Below are 15759 nucleotides of genomic sequence, written 5' to 3' on the forward strand. Positions count from 1 at the left end.
CTTGGGGAGCGACGATTCTAGGTGGCAGAGTAGTGGCCCGCTTGCTATGTCAGGTCATACTTTGACAAAATCGGGCCATGCCACCGACCTTCACCTATTCCCCTTACGAACCCGATAGCCCCGAAGCGGTGGTGACGCTGCGCGAGTACCCGTCCGGTACGGTGTTTCCACGGCATACCCATCGTCGTGGGCAGTTCGCGTATGCATCCACGGGCGCGTTGAAAATGTTCACTGACCTGGGTAATTGGGTCGTGCCGCCGCAGCGTGCCATCTGGGTGCCGGGCGGGATTTCCCATGAGATGCACATGCGCGGCGATGTGGTGATGCTTAATACCTACCTGGACGACGATGCGGCCCGGCGCGCAGGGTTGCAGGACTATTGCCAGGTATTTGGCGTCTCGCCACTGTTGCGCCATCTGCTGGAAGCGGCGCTGGCGATTGGGCCATCGGCCTCGCCCAGCGTGCGCGACCGTTGTGTGCTGACCCTGTTGATCGATGAAATCGGCGCCATGCCCGAGTTGCCCCTCAGTGCGCCGTTGCCCTCCGAAGCGCGCTTGGCCCGTTCTTGTCAGCGTTTCCTTGAGGCGCCGACGCAGAAGATCTCCATCTGCGAGATGGCCGATTGGTCGAGCATGAGCCGGCGCACCTTTACCCGTAACTTTCGTGAATGCACCGGCATGACCTTTGTGTCCTGGCGCCAGCAGGTGTGCCTGTTGGAGGCGACGGCGCGGCTCAGTCATGGCTCGTCCATCACCGATGTGGCGTTTGAGTTGGGGTTCAGCAGTTCCAGCGCTTTCACTTCAGTGTTCCGCCGCAACCTGGGCGATTCACCGGCGCGCTACCTGGCCAAGTCCAAGGCGGCCTCTCTGTTTTGAAAGGATGATGAGGCCAATGCGGTGCCTTTTCCCCCAGCGGTACCACGTTGAACCCCGCCCTTTGTTACTATCGCCGTCCCTCGTTACCAGGAGTCATTGCCCCATGCAGCACCAGTGGGATGAAATGCACCGCACCCGCAAGCCCACGTTCTTGATGTGTGGTGAGCCCGAGGGTGATGTGCTTAATCTCTATGTCCACGGTTATTCGGCGTTCTTCAACCGGCAACAGCTGGGCAGCTTCAAGGCGCAGTTGGCGGGCATCGAAGGCTCGACCAACCTGATGCTGTTCTGGCCGGCGGGGCATTTCCTGGAAAACCTGTTCGCGCCGTTCAAGGACGTGATCGGCGCAATGCTCGGCGGCGGCAGCCTGGGTGCAGCCACTGTGGGCGTGGGCAAGGCGATTGCCTACTTTCTCGACCACTATAAAAGCGTCGAGGCGCGGGTAGATGAAGTTGCCAGGAGCCTGCTGCCGGAGCTGGCCGCCTACCTGCAAGGTGAATCCCTTGAAGTGCGGCGCATCAACCTGATCGGCCATTCCCTGGGTGCGCGCATCCTGGTCAAGAGTTTGCTGGCCAGCCCTGATACCGCCCGCGAGCTGCCGTTGGACAACCTGCTGTTGATGGGTGGGGCGATCTGCACGTCCAGCCCGTGGGATGATGTGTCCGCGCCGCTAAAAGGGCGCGTGATCAATTGCCACTCCAGCAAGGACTGGGCCTTGGCCCTGAAACCGGATACCGAGCGTTGCATCGGCCGCTATGCGATTCCGGTAACGCCGGCGCTCAAGGCCAAGGTCACCAATGTGCACCTGGCGACCTTCGATCACGCCGCCTACTGGCCGCAGTTGCAAACGGTGGTGCAGTACACCGACCTGCTGCACGAGCGGCGCGGCATGATCCGCTCCGACCAGCGCAGCGCCGACGTGCGTTTTGCCGAAGAGGACGCGGACCTGTTCCCGGCGTTGGTCCAGGCGCGGCCTGAGGAGTTGAAGTTCCTCGCCGAGTTGATGGCGCAAAAACGTAGTGCATCCATAGACGCCAGCGTGCGCGAGCCGCTCAAGCTGGCCCTTGAGTTGCAGCGCATGGGCGGCGATACCTTTATGAACCTCGCCCGAGGCCATGGCGTGAGTTACCGCCAGATCGCCGAAGATGTGGTGCAGCGGCTGGGTATCAAGTTCGATGAGCCGCTCGATACCGTCGAATTGGCTGACCTTGAAACCCAGGTCGCCGAAAAACTCATCGAACAGTACAAAGACAAACTCAGCCACGCGGACCGGCTGGTGTTCGACGCGGAACTCAAGGCTGCCGCGCAAAAGGAGCAGGGGCTGTTCAGGCGTTTTGACATGCGCCGGTCGGCCACCACTGCGTTGAGCGGTACAGCGCTGGCCGGGTTGACCGGCTTTATCCTGCGACGCGGTGCGGCCACGGCGATTCCGGTGGTGGGGCAGGCGGTAGCAGCGGCGATGCTGGTGGTGAGCGGCGTGCGCGCGTTTTCCGGCCCTGCGTATTCGATCACCACCCTGGCGGTGCTGGTGATCGGCGTGATTCGCCAGCGCATGGAGCGTGAAGCACTGAACCAGGAGATGGACTTGGTGGTGCAAGTGGTCGAGGCGTTCGACCTGCCACGGGACACGGTGATGCGCACGGTTGCGTCCGACTGATAAGCTGCGCCTCTGTCTTGTGTGTTTGCCTGGGATACCGCGTGAAATTCAGCCTGCCAAAAATCGCCACCGCCCCGTTCTGCCCGCCGGAAGTGGCGGGTTCTGTCGCCGTTGATCCCAAGGCTTCGTTCTTCAAGCGCATCCTCATGTTTGCCGGGCCTGGGCTGCTGATCTCTATCGGCTACATGGACCCCGGTAACTGGGCCACGGCCATCGAGGCCGGCTCGCGCTACGGTTACAACCTGTTGTTTGTGGTGCTGCTGGCCAGCTTGGCAGGGATGGCGGTGCAGTGCCTGTGTTCAAGGTTGGGCATCGCCACCGGCAAGGACCTGGCGCAACTCTGCCGTGAGCGCTATAGCCAGCGGTCTGCACGCACCCAGTGGGTGCTGGCGGAAATCTCGATCATCGCCACCGACCTTGCCGAGGTGCTGGGCTGCGCCCTGGCATTCCACCTGCTGCTGGGGGTGTCGCTGACCACCGGCATTGTCATCACCGCCTTCGACACACTGCTGATCCTGGCCCTGCAGAACCGTGGTTTCCGCCGTTTGGAAGCGATCATGCTGGCGCTGGTGGCGACCATCGGCGTGTGTTTCTTTATCGAACTGGTACTGATCAAACCCTACTGGCCGGACGTGTTCAGTGGTTTTACGCCGTCACTGTCGGCCATCAGCGATGCCGCGCCGTTGTACCTGGCCATCGGCATCCTCGGTGCCACGGTAATGCCTCATAACCTCTACCTGCACAGTTCCATCGTGCAAACCCGCCTGATCGGCAAGGACCTGGCCAGCAAACAGGACGCGGTCAAGTTGGCGCGCATCGACACCATCGGCTCCCTGGCCCTGGCGCTGTTGGTCAACGCCGCGATCCTGGTGCTCGCCGCCGCAGCGTTCCACAAGACCGGCCACACTGAGGTGGTCGAGATCCAGGATGCCTACCACCTGCTTGACCCGCTGGTCGGCGGTGCCTTCGCCAGCATCCTGTTCGGCATTGCCTTGCTCGCCTCCGGGCAAAGCTCCACCTTTACCGGCACCATCGCCGGGCAGGTGATCATGGAGGGCTACCTCAACCTGCGTATTCCCTGCTGGCAGCGGCGTTTGATCACACGTGGCCTGGCGCTGATCCCTGCGTTTTTGGGAGTATGGCTGATGGGCGACGATGCTATCGGCAAATTGCTGATCCTCAGCCAGGTGGTGCTCAGCCTGCAGTTGCCGTTCGCGCTGTATCCGCTGATCCGCATGACGGGTGACAAGCAACTGATGGGGCCATTCGTGAATCGGCTGCCGACACGCTTGCTGGCGTGGTTTCTATTTACGGTGATCAGTGGGGCGAATGCGTGGTTGATTGGGCAGTGGGTGTTTGGGTAGGCGCACCGAAGCAATTGGGACGACTCACACCAGGATTGCCAGGGACGTGTATTGGGCAACCTGCGGATCGGCGGTCAATAGCTTCATGGGCTCGCTGATGGCGGTCGCAATGATGAGCCGATCAAACGGATCCTTGTGATGGTGCTCAAGGTCCTTGACCGCGATCGCATGTTCTGGGGTGATGGGCAGTTCGACGAATCCGCTTTCCAGGCAGTACTCACGGATTTCATCCAGATCGACGGTGAGTTTCCCCAGGCCGACCTTGATCGAGATCTCCCAGAATGTTGCAGCGCTGATGTAAATCTCTGCTGCGTTCTCAATCAGCTTCCTGGCTTTGCTGGATAGCTTAGGATCCTCACTCAGCGTCCAAAGCAGAATATGGGTATCCAGCAACATTCTCATAAGCGGTTGCCTTCGAAGGCATCCAGTAGGTCGTCAGGCAAGGGTGCATCGAAGTCTTCAGGAATGACGAGCTTGCCCTTCATTGCACCGATTCTCCGACCCTTGGATTTGCCGACGGGCACAAGCTGAGCCATCGCACGTCCATGCTTGGCAATGGTAATGATCTTGCCGGCGGCAGCTTCATCAACCAGTTTCGACAGATTATTTTTCGCTTCGCCCAGAGGTACGGTCGTCATGTGGTTATCTCCGTATTTTGGCCAAATATAGCCAAAACTACGTGCACTATCAAAGACGGCCAGACCGCTGGCTGAAGCAGCTCGCGCAGCGCGCGATATTTTGGGGTAAGTGAATTCCATGGCAGCTCTCTCAAAAAGATATTGTCAGAGTCTGCCGCAGCCTGCAGAGACCAGAAATACTGGCCCGGAAAATCAGAACGGACCTACCTATTTCTGTAAGGAAATTTCCTTCATAGCGACGTTCTTCTCGACTTGGAAAGGTCACCGATCCCAATACGGCACCGCTCCAAAGCACTCCACAAAATAATCAATCACCGTGCGCACCTTCAGCGACAGGCGCCGGCTCCCCGGCCACAGCGCCGCAATTTGCTGGGGCTCCAATGTCGTCGCTACTTCGTACTCTGTCAGCACCGCCTGCAAAGTGCCCGCCCGCAGACTGTCGCCGATCAACCAGGAGGGAAACACCACCAGCCCCAGCCCTTGTTCGGCGGCGTAGGTGAGCGTGTCGGCGTGGTTGCCGGTGATCGGGCCCTTGACGCTATAAGGAGTCCAGTCGCCCTGGCCCTTGCGGAAGAACCAGCGTTGCTGGCCGGTAATGCCTTTGTAGGCCAGGCACTGGTGGTTGATCAGTTCGTCAGGATGCTGCGGTGTGCCGTGTCGGGCCAGGTAGGCCGGGCTCGCGGCGATGCGAAAGCGTTGGGGCGCGAAGATGCGCGCCTGCATGCTGGAATCGTTGAGCACGCCGATCCTAAAAAGCAGGTCGGTGCCGTCCTGCAACGGGTCGACATAGGTGTCGGTTTGCTGAATATCCAGTTGCAGCTTCGGATAACGCCGGCACAACTCGCCCAGCCAGGGGGAGAGATGGCGCTGGCCGAACACCATCGGCGCATTGATGCGCACTAGGCCGCTAGGCTCGCTTTCCTGTTCCTGCAGCGCCTGGCCGGCGGCTTCCAGTTGTTCCAGCATCAACCGCGCATGTCGCCCGAGCAAGCGCCCGGCCTCGGTGGGGCTGACGGCGCGGGTGTGACGGTAGAGCAATTGCTGGCCTAGGGCCTGTTCCATCAGCTGGATCTGCCGGGAGATGGAAGAGGGGGCCAGGCCCTCACGGCGTGCCACTTCGGAGAAACTGCCCAAGTCCAGCACGGCGACGAACAGGCGCAGCGCCTTGAAGCTCAGTTCATTCAAGCCTTGCATCGTGCCTCCAGGCTGTGCGTTTTGCGCAAAAGTGTTGTTGGTATGCTCCCATTTATCGCACAGAACGGCCACCGGATAATGCGCGCCATCCAATCCTTTGTTGATGTGCAGGTGATGTATGCAAGCAAGTTCCATCGAGGGCGTGGCGCCAGCCAAACCGAAAAAAAACGGCCTGCGGCTACTGCTTTTGCCGCTGGTGATCCTGGCTGGCATGGGCCTGTCAGTTGAAGCCGGCCTGCTCGGGCCATTGGGTGTGCAGGTCGGGCATTTGTGGGCCACCTTGAGCATCTTTGGCGTGGGCTCGGCGATCCTGTTTCTACTGCTGTTGTTCAGTGGTCCGCGAAAAGGCCCGGCGTTGTCCGAGCTCCCGCGCTGGCAGTTGATCGGCGGTTTTCTGGGGCCGATCTACGTGGTGGTACTGACCCTGGCCACGCCGCATATCGGCATCGCGATGACCATGATCGCGATTCTTTCGGGGCAAGTCGGCAAGAGCGTGCTGATCGACCATTTCGGCTGGTTCGGCGCGGCGCGCAAGCGGGTCAATGGCGAACGCTGGATTGCCTTGGCGTTGATTGTGGTGGCACTTGTTCTGATTGCGCGGGGTTAAAGCGATGAACCTGATTTTGTTGCTGGTAGTGGTAGTGGCCGCAGGTGCGGTGTTGAGCGTGCAAGCCGCCATCAATGGTCGCTTGGGCCAGGCGGTGGGCGTGCTGCGCGGCAGCCTGGTGACCTTTGGCGTGGGGGCGATTGTCACCGCATTGTTGATCTTGTTCTTTGAGCCGGCCCAGGCGGTGAGCCTGCTGGACGTGCCGAAGTGGCAACTGACCGGTGCCTTGTTCGGTGTGGTGTACATGATGGTGATGGTCGGCGCGGTGCCTGTCGTCGGTACGGCGGTGGCGACGGTGGCGGTGATCGTCGGGCAATTGGGCATGGGTATGTTGATCGACAACTTTGGTTGGCTGGGCAATCCGGCGATTGAGTTGTCGGGTGCGCGGATCGTGGCGATGGTCTGCCTGGCCCTGGCGCTGCTGTTCATGTACCGCAGCAATACCCGCGCCGATTGACGGTTTGAACCATCGCCGGCGGGTCGCAGTCCCTCATTAAGGTGCCGGCGCCCGCCGCACCGGGACGACCATGAAAAAGGAGTCTGACCATGCCAGATAAAACCTGTGCCTGCCCACACTGCAAGTGTGTGCTGGGAGCTGACGCGGTAATGAAGGACGGCAAGGGTTATTGCTGTCAGGGCTGTGCGGAGCATCATGCCCATGGTGAGCCGTGTGCGGCGGCGACTGGGTGCGAATGCGCCAAGTCCGCCAAAGGCTGACGTGCTTGGGGGAGCCGGCCAGCCGGCTCCTATTGACGTTCGAGTTCGAGCCGCAGGCTATGGTCGGCCAGGTGTCGACGATGCTTGACCACACCACGGGTGCGCCGTCCCTCCAGCGCAAACACCACCGTTTGCGCATCACGTAGATCGTCCGGCAGCGGTTGAAACACTTTCAGTACCGTCCCATCGGCTTGGTGTTGCAAGCTCACTTGGCATTCGACATGCCGGGTAATCGGCCCGAACAGGGTGTCCTGGGTGTAATCGATCCGTGCCTTGCCGTTGACCGACAGTATTGCATCCATGGTCTCTCTCCTTGATCAAGCCTGTAACGCACGCTTCCGAGCTGCGCCGGTATAAGCCAATGATCTCCGTGGTCCGTAAAAATTCACTCGGATTGTCGAACGGTGGTCATTACCATGGCGGCTAACCCTTGATTGATGTGTACATCATGGCCCTGGCTGCGCCTCCCGACCTCAGTGATCACGCCGTCCCCGTGCAGCCCTTGGCGCGTACATATCCGCGTGGGCTGTACGTAGAACCGCATAGCCATGACTGGGGCCAATTGCTCTACGCCATGAGTGGCGTGATGTGGGTCGAGACGCCGCGCGAAGCCCTGGTGGTGCCGCCGCAGCGTGCCGTCTGGCTGCCGCCCGGGGTGGAACACGGAATTCGCGTGGTGTCGGATTTGCAGATGCGCAATATCTACTTGCGTCCGGCACTGGCGGCCACATTGGACAGCCAGGTGCAGGTGATCGAGGTCGGTGGGTTGCTGCGTGAACTGATCGTCACACTGGTGGACCAGGGCGATAACGGCGATGCGGCGTATTACGACGCCGTGGTCAGCCTGGCTTTGCTGGAGTTGCAGCGGGCGCGCCGCTCGCAGATCCGCATCGCCATGCCGGTGGACGCCGACCGACGGCTGATCAGCGCGTGCCAGGCGGTCATGGCTGCGCCGTCTCTGGAGGTCCCGTTCGAACAGCATGCCGAAGCTGCCGGCGCCAGTGTGCGTACCTTGTCGCGGCTGTTCCAGAATAACCTGGGCATGGGCTTTGCCGAATGGCGGCGCCAGGTGCAATTGGCCACGGCGGTGGCGGAGCTGATCCAAGGCCAGCCGGTCAGTGCCATCGCACGTTCCCTCGGCTATTCCCCCAGCAGTTTCAGCGACATGTTCCGCCGCGAACTTGGCGTGGCGCCTTCGCAGTACGTCGGCTGACGGGTTTGGCCGAAATCCTGAAGCACTTGGCCGATGCTTCAGGATTCAGCGCTCTAGACTGAGCGCATCCACCCACACGGCGCTGCCCCCATGAACTACCTGATTTCCCTCGCCATCGGCCTGTTTGTCGGCGTGATCTACGGCGCCTTGGATTTCCGTTCGCCCGCACCGCCGGCCATCGCCCTGGTGGGCCTGATGGGCATGCTGCTGGGTGAAAAGCTCTGGCCCATGGGCCGACAGCTGGTGGGCGCCTGGTTCTCCTGATCTCTCTCTTAACTTCGATGGGTATTGGCCATGAAAGCACTGCAATTTTCCGCCACCGGCGACCTCGCCGCCCTGCGCTTCGTTGACGTCGCCACCCCGGTGCCGGCCGCCGGTGAAGTGCTGGTTCAGGTCAAGGCTGCGGGACTCAACCCCAGCGACGTCAAAAACGTGCTCGGCCGCTTTCCCTACACCACCTTGCCGCGCATTCCCGGTCGCGATTTTGCCGGTGTGGTGGTGGAAGGGCCGCAGGCACTGCTGGGCCAGGAAGTCTGGGGCACCGGCCGCGACCTGGGCTTTTTCGCCGATGGCTCCCACGCCCAGTACCTCACCGTGTCGGCCAAGGGCGTGGCGCATAAGCCCAGCCATTTGAGTTTTGCCCAGGCCGCCAGCCTCGGTGTGCCCTATACCACCGCTTGGGATGCCCTGGAACGCAGTGGCGTGACCCAAGGCACGCGCCTGTTGGTGATTGGTGCCAATGGCGCGGTGGGCAGCGCGACCCTGGCCCTGGCAAAAATCCGTGGCGCCCAGGTGCTGGCCGCTGTACGTCGACCAGAGCAGGTCGAGGTATTGCAGGAACAAGGTTTTGAGGCGATTGCCTTGGGCAAACCGGAAGAGCTCGGTGCGCAGGTTAATGCGGTGTTCAAGGGCGGTGCTGATGTGATCTTCGACACCACCGGCTTCTGGCTGCCGGCGGCCGTTGCAGGTCTGGCACCGTTCGGCCGCATCGCGATCATCGCCGCGCCGGTGGACGGCCATGTACAACTGCCGGCCCTGGCGCTGTATCGCAAAGGTGGCTCGGTGGTGGGGATCAATTCGTTGCTCTACAACTGCGAGCAGTGCGCGGTGATGCTGGAGCAGTTCGGACGATTCTTTGATGAGGGCCTGTTGCCGTTGCCCACCGGCCTGCGTGAAGTGGCGCTGGCCGATGGGGTGCAGTGTTATGAGGAGGTGAATCAAGGCAGCGCAGACAAAATCATCTTCCTGCCTTGATCCCGGCGGTCAGGCCTCGGGAACGCCTTTTTCCCACGCCGACCAGTTCTTGAGGATCGCCTGTACCAGCGGGTTGCCCGTGCGGTACAGGTTCTCCAGCGCCGGTACAAAACCGCCCTGATCCGCGTACTTCAGCAGGTTGTCCACTTCGCTGTAGCCAGGGTACGGGCGGTCGAAGTCCGAGCCTGCACGAACCACCGCCAGGCGCTGGATATCCACCAGGCCTTCGCGGCTGGCGCGCAGCAGGGCTTCGTAGGTGGAGTTGTCTTCCTGTTGGGTCGTGCAGTATTCGCCTTTGTTGTCGGTCAACAGCTTGGTCCAGACCTCGGCGCGTTCGCTCAGGCGCGTGCCGGAAAACCAGGTGTTGCCCGCCAGGGTGTCGCAGCGGGTGACTTGCGGCGGCTGGTTGGCCGGGGCGGCGGGGTAGTGTTTGCGCCAGGCGGCGGATTCCTTGCTTTCCGTCAGCTCCACTTTCTGCGACAAGGCAAACGCCTTGGCCTGTAACTTGGGGTTCAGCTCAAACACTTCGGTCTTGTAGTCCAACGGTGGTTTCTCGTTGGGGCCTTTGGTGTTGATACCGATGTAGCCCGTCGGCCAATCCTTGGGCGCGTCCCGCGAATCCAACTCCCACTGGGTGCCGAATTCCACCAGGTAATGCGCCCAGGCGGCGGTGCCAATGGTGCCGTGCTTGGGGCTGATGCCGGCGATCCCGGCGATCAGGAAATAGCTCTGGCGCAGGTCGAATTTGGGCGACAATGCCAAGGCCAGCGTGGACGCGGCGGCGTTGGTCTGGCCCATGCCGGTGACCAGCAGGCACACGTCCTGGGTGTTGCAGCGGATCACCGGGTATTCGGCCGACAGCCCTGGTACGCGGACTTCCTGCTTGAGTTCCAGGCGATCGATCCAGGTTTGCGCCTCAGGGGCGAACATGGTGATCAGCATCACCTTGGGTTTGATCGGTGTGGTATTAGCCAGCACCACGTGGGGCAGCAGCGCCAGGCCGACCGCCATTGAGAAACGTGTAAACGCGTTCATCTAAAGCTCCTCTATCAGAATTGGTAGCCCACGCCGGCGTAGTAACCCCAGCCATCGGAACGGGCGCGGAAGTTGCCTTCGCCAAAATTCAATTCACTGCCGTCTTCCCAGTTGCCGCCGTTATGGAAGTAACGGCCGACCAGGGTGAAACGCAGGTGGGTGAACGAGTACAGCAGCACATTGGTCGCGACCAGGGAGTTGGCGGTGCGCGCCGGGTTGTCCTTGTGCAGGTCGGAGCCGAAATCGTAGTTGGTGAAGCCAATGTAGGTCAGCGAGGCGCCGTTATCGAACTTGCCGATGGGCACGATGTACTTCATCTGCGCGCGGTAGCCGTCCCATGAGTATTCATTGCTGGCGCCGTAGTTTTCCCACTGGTAGCGCCCGTAGAAGTTGGCCGACAGGTTCACCCGCGAATGGGTGTCGATGTCGGTGCCGAGGCCGCTGTACAAGGTGTTGGCGCGGTTTTCCTTGCGGCTGCCATGGTCGTAGATCCAGTCGAACGCCACGTACCATTCCTTGAACGGCCCGATGGCCAGGCTGCGGCCCGCCAGGTAGTCGATGGAGATACGCGGCTCATGCTCCATAAATACCGGCGAGCCATGGTCCCACACGCCTTTGTCATTACTGTTACCGATGGTGAGGATCTTCGGCACGTCGATGTAGCCGTACAGCTCAAAAGGCCCCTTGCGGCCGAAGTACTCGTATTCCAGGTAGACATCATCCTGTGGCTTGGGGCCGAAGCTGATGTCTTTGCTGCCGATCAATGTCAGGTCCTGGTTGAACCAGTCCGACAGGTACACGCCTTTTTTCGCCGGGCTGGCTTCCGGGCTGAGGGTTTCGCCCTGTGCTGAGTCATCCACGGGTTTTTCCTGCGCCAAAATGGGGGCGCTGAGTACTCCCGTAACGGCGGCCAGTAGCAAGGAAACACCAAAGGAGGCAGGACGCCTTGAGGTGGGGTGCATTGAAAATCCCTATTCGTACGCGGTTTGAACCCGATTCTTCGGGTAAGGGTGAACTTGGCTGGCAAGTTCGTACCGCAAACGTTTGCACAGGCTGTACCAAGTTTGCTCAATCGGTTGATCAAATTGAAAAAAACGGGATTTAGTCGACCTTTTGGTCAGAATTGACTGGGTGTCATTTTTTCAATGTGCTGGAACAGGTGCATCGCGGTTTCACGTCGATAGTCGCTTGGCGTCTGGTGCATTTCGATACGGAAGTGTCGATTGAAATTCGACAGATTGGCGTAGCCCACTTCAAAGCAGATGTCCGCCACCGACATATCGCTTTGCAATAGCAGTCGGCAGGCGCGTTGCACACGGAACTTGCGCATCAGGTCGATAAAGCCGTGGCCGGTGTTGCGCTTGAAGAAGCGTGAGAAGCCCGGCTCGCTCATCTCCAGTTGTTGCGCAATCACCGACAGACGCACATCGCCGGTCAGCTCGCGCATCAGATAGTCGAACGCCTTGTTGATGCGTTCGGCGCTGCGTGCATCCAACGTCGGCGCATAGCATGGGCTGGCGAGGGCCTTGACCTGTTGCGTCGGGGCGTTCTTCAGGGTGTCGAGCAATTGCAGGAACAGGATCAGGCGTTGCAGGCCGTGGGCGCTGCCGATGGCTTCCATCAAGCATGCAGCCTGCAACGCGGTGTCGCCGGTGAATTCCAGCCCGCGCCGGGCATGCTCGAACAGCGGTTGCAAGTCACCGAGTTCCGGCAGAGTCTTGCGCAGGGCGAGGAGGGCGGCGCCGTCGAATTGCAACACCACGTCGCGACCGCTCAGGTATTCGCCGGGGGCGAGTTCACCGATCCAGTCGTGGGGCAGGTCGGGGCCGATCAGGGCCACATGGCCGGCACTGAACGCACCGATGTAGTCGCCCGCCACCAGTTTGCCGCTGCCTTGGCGGATCAGGTGGATTTCAAATTCGGGATGGTGGTTCCAGCGCGCCAGGTCGTAGGGGTAGTCATGTTCGAACCAGCGGAAGCAATGGTCAGGCTCGGGCAGGATCACTTCGAGTTCGGCGGGGCGGTGCTCGAACAGCTTGGCGCGGCTGATGGGCATGGTGGGATTCTTATGATGCTTGGAATTGCTCCAAAATACGCGCCTCAGTCATGGGCGCGCTACTCCTGGTTTCGCCAGGTACTGATACTTTTTTAACTTTCACGCCCCGGTTAAAAAAGTACCAGTCGCCCATCCTCCAGGCGTTTGTGGGGGCTTGGCCAAGCTGCTGTAATCGGCCCTCAACAACAAAAACAACAGGTGGAAACCGCTATGTCCAAGCTCCCGCAAGCGTTGTTCCTGCTTTCCGGCCTGGCGCTGGCCATGCCCAGCCACGCCGCCGACACCGTGACCATCGCCACGGTCAACAACAGCGACATGATCCGCATGCAGCGCCTGTCCAAGGTGTTCGAAGCGCAGCATCCGGACATCAAGCTCAACTGGGTGGTGCTGGAAGAAAACGTGCTGCGCCAGCGCCTCACCACCGACATCGCTACTCAGGGCGGGCAGTTCGACGTGCTGACCATCGGCACGTACGAAACCCCACTCTGGGGCGCCAAGCACTGGCTGGAACCCTTGACCCAGCTTCCGGCCGATTATGACGCCGACGATATCTTCCCTTCGGTGCGCCAGGGCCTGTCGGTCAACAACACCCTGTACGCCTTGCCGTTTTACGGCGAAAGCACCGTCACCTACTACCGTACGGACCTGTTCAAACAGGCCGGGTTGAGCATGCCCGCGCATCCTACCTGGACCCAACTCGGCGAGTTCGCCGCCAAGCTCACCGTCAAGAACAAGGACCAATACGGCCTGTGCCTGCGCGGCAAGGCCGGCTGGGGCGAGAACATCGCCTTGCTGAGCACCATGGCCAATGCCTTTGGCGCGCGGTGGTTCGACGAGCAGTGGAAACCCGAGCTGACCAGTCCCGAGTGGACGGCGGCCGCCAACTTCTACGTCAACACCCTCAAGCAATACGGCCCGCCGGGCGTGTCCAGCAATGGTTTCAACGAAACCCTGGCGCTGTTCAACAGCGGCAAGTGCGCGATCTGGGTGGATGCCAGCGTCGCCGGCTCTTTCACCACCGACAAGAGCCAGAGCAAGGTCGCCGACAGCGTCGGTTTCGCTGCCGCGCCTACCGAAGTCACCGATAAAGGCTCGTCATGGCTGTATGCCTGGTCGCTGGCAATTCCGGCCACGTCCAAGCACAAGGACGCCGCCAAAGCCTTCATCAGTTGGGCGACCTCCAAGGACTACATCCAGTTGGTTGCTGATAAAGAAGGCATCACCAACGTACCGCCGGGTACCCGCCAATCCACCTATAGCGAGGCGTACTTGAAGGCCGCCCCGTTTGCCCAGGTAACCCTGGAGATGATGAAGCACGCCGATCCCGCGCACCCGTCGGCCAAGCCGGTGCCGTACGTAGGCATCCAATACGTGACCATTCCCGAGTTCCAGGCCATCGGCACCTCGGTCGGCAAGCTGTTCTCTGCGGCGCTGACCGGTGGCATGTCGGTTGACCAGGCCTTGCTGGAAGCCCAGTCCACCACCGAGCGCGAAATGAAACGCGCCGGCTACCCGAAATAACTTCTACAGGACCTTTTCATGAAACGACTTGAAGGCAAAAGCGCGCTGATCACCGGTTCGGCGCGCGGTATCGGCCGCGCCTTTGCCCAGGCCTATATCGCCGAAGGCGCCACCGTGGCCATCGCCGACATCAACCTGCAACGGGCCCAGGCCACCGCTGCTGAGCTGGGCCCACAGGCCTATGCCGTCGCCATGGATGTCACCGACCAGGCGTCCATCGACGGCGCAATTGCCGCCGTGGTCGCCCAGGTCGGCAAGCTGGATATCCTTATCAACAACGCCGCGCTGTTTGACCTAGCGCCCATTGGCGACATCACCCGCGACAGCTATGAACGGCTGTTCTCGATTAACGTCGCCGGCACGCTGTTCACCTTGCAGGCCGCCGCGCGGCAGATGATCAGCCAGGGCCATGGCGGCAAGATCATCAACATGGCCAGCCAGGCCGGGCGTCGCGGCGAGCCGTTGGTGGCGATCTACTGCGCGACCAAGGCGGCGGTGATCAGCCTGACGCAATCAGCGGGCTTGAACCTGATCAAGCAGGGGATCAACGTCAACGCCATCGCACCAGGTGTGGTGGATGGCGAGCATTGGGATGGCGTGGATGCGTTGTTCGCCAAGCATGAGGGGTTGGCGCCGGGCGAGAAGAAAAAGCGGGTAGGGGACGAGGTGCCGTTTGGGCGGATGGGCACGGCGGAGGATCTGACCGGGATGGCGATTTTCCTGGCCTCGAAGGACGCAGACTACGTGGTGGCCCAAACCTACAACGTCGACGGCGGTAACTGGATGAACTAGAGCCGTACATCAATCCAAAATGTGGGAGCGGGCTTGCTCGCGAATGCGGTGTATCAGTCCCAGGTACGGCGGCTGACACACCGCATTCGCGAGCAAGCCCGCTCCCACAGGTGATTTTCGGTGTTCTTTAAAACGCGTTACTCGGCAAAACTGCGGTCGAAGAAGTAGATTTCTCCAGGTTTGAGAACCGTCATCGTCGCCTGGGGCCTGCCGCCTTCACCATTTTTCTTGCGCCCGGTCTCGCGCAGAAACCCCGCCTCAGTCAGCTTCAGCAAGCGCTGGCGAATACTGGTCTTCAACACCGGCCGCCCCAGCACCAGGGAAAAGATCATGGTCGCTTCCGGCGCGCTGAACTCATCACCCAGGAACATCAGCGGCAAGCTGCTGTACAGCGACTTGGAGAACAAGCGCTCCTGCACGGCGGCCACGATGCTGTTGTGATCGAACGGCAGCTTGATGCTGCCATCCGCGACCCCCGCCAGTGAAAACCAGGCCTGATGCTCACCCAGCGCTACCTCATCCGCCACGATCGCCAGGTAGTAAGTGGACGACGACCAACAGCGCGGATCACGAAACGCATCCCCCACCGTGCCCACTTGCTCGCTCCACGCCAGCGCCAGGCCCACCTTGTCACTCGCCCGCAAGCGCTCCACCGCATCCTTGAGGCTCAGATCTTGCACGCCGCCATTCACCACCACGCCCGGCAGCGCCCAGTGCCCGGCGAAGGGCTCGGCGTCGCGTTTGTTCAGCAGCAATTTCAGCTCCCCTGAGGCGCGGCAATAAAACACTACGCACAGGTCGACGGTGTGGAGGTAGGGGCTCAAGGGCATGTTGAC

General features: G+C 60.9%; 19 protein-coding genes. 11 read left to right on the top strand and 8 right to left on the bottom strand.

Annotated features, from left to right (window positions below; translation table 11 throughout):
- Window positions 1-77 precede the first annotated feature (77 nt).
- The 3 genes from HX812_RS22610 to HX812_RS22620 all read left to right on the top strand — a co-directional run bounded on the left by HX812_RS22610 (window position 78) and on the right by HX812_RS22620 (window position 3896).
- Window positions 78-875 (top strand): helix-turn-helix domain-containing protein, encoded by a 798-nt coding sequence (locus HX812_RS22610; protein ID WP_038850778.1) that lies wholly within the window; start codon window positions 78-80, stop codon window positions 873-875.
- A gap of 103 nt (window positions 876-978) precedes the next feature.
- Entirely contained in the window at window positions 979-2532 is a 1554-nt protein-coding gene (locus HX812_RS22615) for a DUF726 domain-containing protein (protein WP_038850776.1), read from the top strand.
- Window positions 2533-2573: 41 nt separating this feature from the next.
- A complete protein-coding gene (locus tag HX812_RS22620) occupies window positions 2574-3896 on the top strand; it encodes an Nramp family divalent metal transporter (protein ID WP_038850774.1) in 1323 nt (440 codons plus the stop codon).
- A gap of 24 nt (window positions 3897-3920) precedes the next feature.
- Here the strand turns inward: HX812_RS22620 and HX812_RS22625 are convergent, their stop codons facing one another.
- The 3 genes from HX812_RS22625 to HX812_RS22635 all read right to left on the bottom strand — a co-directional run bounded on the left by HX812_RS22625 (window position 3921) and on the right by HX812_RS22635 (window position 5728).
- The gene (locus HX812_RS22625; protein ID WP_038850772.1) at window positions 3921-4298 is read right to left on the bottom strand and encodes a type II toxin-antitoxin system VapC family toxin; all 378 of its coding nucleotides are present in this window, start codon (window positions 4296-4298) and stop codon (window positions 3921-3923) included.
- Window positions 4295-4654, bottom strand: coding sequence for a type II toxin-antitoxin system Phd/YefM family antitoxin (locus tag HX812_RS22630; protein ID WP_235165522.1), 360 nt, complete (start codon window positions 4652-4654; stop codon window positions 4295-4297). Before HX812_RS22630 ends, HX812_RS22625 begins: the two co-directional genes overlap by 4 nt.
- Window positions 4655-4795: 141 nt before the next feature.
- On the bottom strand, window positions 4796-5728 hold the full coding sequence (locus tag HX812_RS22635; protein WP_038850770.1) for a LysR family transcriptional regulator: 933 nt from the start codon (window positions 5726-5728) through the stop codon (window positions 4796-4798).
- A gap of 118 nt (window positions 5729-5846) precedes the next feature.
- On the opposite strand from HX812_RS22635, the gene HX812_RS22640 reads away from it, so the two are divergent.
- From HX812_RS22640 to HX812_RS22650, 3 genes are all read left to right on the top strand, one after another.
- A complete protein-coding gene (locus tag HX812_RS22640) occupies window positions 5847-6335 on the top strand; it encodes a DMT family transporter (RefSeq protein WP_033901583.1) in 489 nt (162 codons plus the stop codon).
- A 4-nt stretch (window positions 6336-6339) separates the two neighbouring features.
- Window positions 6340-6792 (top strand): DMT family transporter, encoded by a 453-nt coding sequence (locus HX812_RS22645; protein ID WP_038850769.1) that lies wholly within the window; start codon window positions 6340-6342, stop codon window positions 6790-6792.
- A gap of 89 nt (window positions 6793-6881) precedes the next feature.
- Window positions 6882-7052: a metallothionein gene (locus HX812_RS22650; RefSeq protein ID WP_016977247.1), complete on the top strand. Its 171-nt coding sequence runs from the start codon at window positions 6882-6884 to the stop codon at window positions 7050-7052.
- A gap of 29 nt (window positions 7053-7081) precedes the next feature.
- Here the strand turns inward: HX812_RS22650 and HX812_RS22655 are convergent, their stop codons facing one another.
- Complete coding sequence (locus HX812_RS22655; RefSeq protein WP_038850766.1) at window positions 7082-7354, bottom strand: hypothetical protein; 273 nt, start codon at window positions 7352-7354, stop codon at window positions 7082-7084.
- A gap of 146 nt (window positions 7355-7500) precedes the next feature.
- On the opposite strand from HX812_RS22655, the gene HX812_RS22660 reads away from it, so the two are divergent.
- The 3 genes from HX812_RS22660 to HX812_RS22670 all read left to right on the top strand — a co-directional run bounded on the left by HX812_RS22660 (window position 7501) and on the right by HX812_RS22670 (window position 9519).
- Window positions 7501-8265 carry a helix-turn-helix transcriptional regulator gene (locus HX812_RS22660; RefSeq protein ID WP_038850817.1) on the top strand — a complete coding sequence of 255 codons (765 nt, stop codon included), beginning with the start codon at window positions 7501-7503 and terminating at the stop codon, window positions 8263-8265.
- Window positions 8266-8355: 90 nt separating this feature from the next.
- Window positions 8356-8529: a DUF1427 family protein gene (locus HX812_RS22665; RefSeq protein ID WP_080642457.1), complete on the top strand. Its 174-nt coding sequence runs from the start codon at window positions 8356-8358 to the stop codon at window positions 8527-8529.
- A gap of 30 nt (window positions 8530-8559) precedes the next feature.
- On the top strand, window positions 8560-9519 hold the full coding sequence (locus tag HX812_RS22670; RefSeq protein WP_038850764.1) for a zinc-binding alcohol dehydrogenase family protein: 960 nt from the start codon (window positions 8560-8562) through the stop codon (window positions 9517-9519).
- A 9-nt stretch (window positions 9520-9528) separates the two neighbouring features.
- On the opposite strand, the gene HX812_RS22675 is transcribed toward HX812_RS22670, so the two are convergent.
- The 3 genes from HX812_RS22675 to HX812_RS22685 all read right to left on the bottom strand — a co-directional run bounded on the left by HX812_RS22675 (window position 9529) and on the right by HX812_RS22685 (window position 12610).
- Entirely contained in the window at window positions 9529-10554 is a 1026-nt protein-coding gene (locus tag HX812_RS22675) for a purine nucleoside permease (protein WP_038850762.1), read from the bottom strand.
- 14 nt (window positions 10555-10568) lie between these two features.
- Window positions 10569-11516, bottom strand: coding sequence for a nucleoside-specific channel-forming protein Tsx (locus HX812_RS22680; protein ID WP_038850760.1), 948 nt, complete (start codon window positions 11514-11516; stop codon window positions 10569-10571).
- A 155-nt stretch (window positions 11517-11671) separates the two neighbouring features.
- The gene (locus HX812_RS22685; protein ID WP_038850758.1) at window positions 11672-12610 is read right to left on the bottom strand and encodes an AraC family transcriptional regulator; all 939 of its coding nucleotides are present in this window, start codon (window positions 12608-12610) and stop codon (window positions 11672-11674) included.
- Between the two features lie 261 nt (window positions 12611-12871).
- Between HX812_RS22685 and HX812_RS22690 the strand changes: the two genes are divergently transcribed.
- Window positions 12872-14131: a sugar ABC transporter substrate-binding protein gene (locus HX812_RS22690; protein ID WP_371318387.1), complete on the top strand. Its 1260-nt coding sequence runs from the start codon at window positions 12872-12874 to the stop codon at window positions 14129-14131.
- An 18-nt stretch (window positions 14132-14149) separates the two neighbouring features.
- Window positions 14150-14923 (top strand): L-iditol 2-dehydrogenase, encoded by a 774-nt coding sequence (locus tag HX812_RS22695; RefSeq protein WP_038850754.1) that lies wholly within the window; start codon window positions 14150-14152, stop codon window positions 14921-14923.
- A gap of 137 nt (window positions 14924-15060) precedes the next feature.
- Here the strand turns inward: HX812_RS22695 and HX812_RS22700 are convergent, their stop codons facing one another.
- Window positions 15061-15753 carry an NUDIX hydrolase gene (locus HX812_RS22700; protein ID WP_038846684.1) on the bottom strand — a complete coding sequence of 231 codons (693 nt, stop codon included), beginning with the start codon at window positions 15751-15753 and terminating at the stop codon, window positions 15061-15063.
- Window positions 15754-15759 lie beyond the last annotated feature (6 nt).

Origin of the sequence: Pseudomonas sp. IPO3749, assembly GCF_013386605.1 — a bacterium.
Lineage (GTDB): Bacteria > Pseudomonadota > Gammaproteobacteria > Pseudomonadales > Pseudomonadaceae > Aquipseudomonas > Aquipseudomonas azotoformans_A.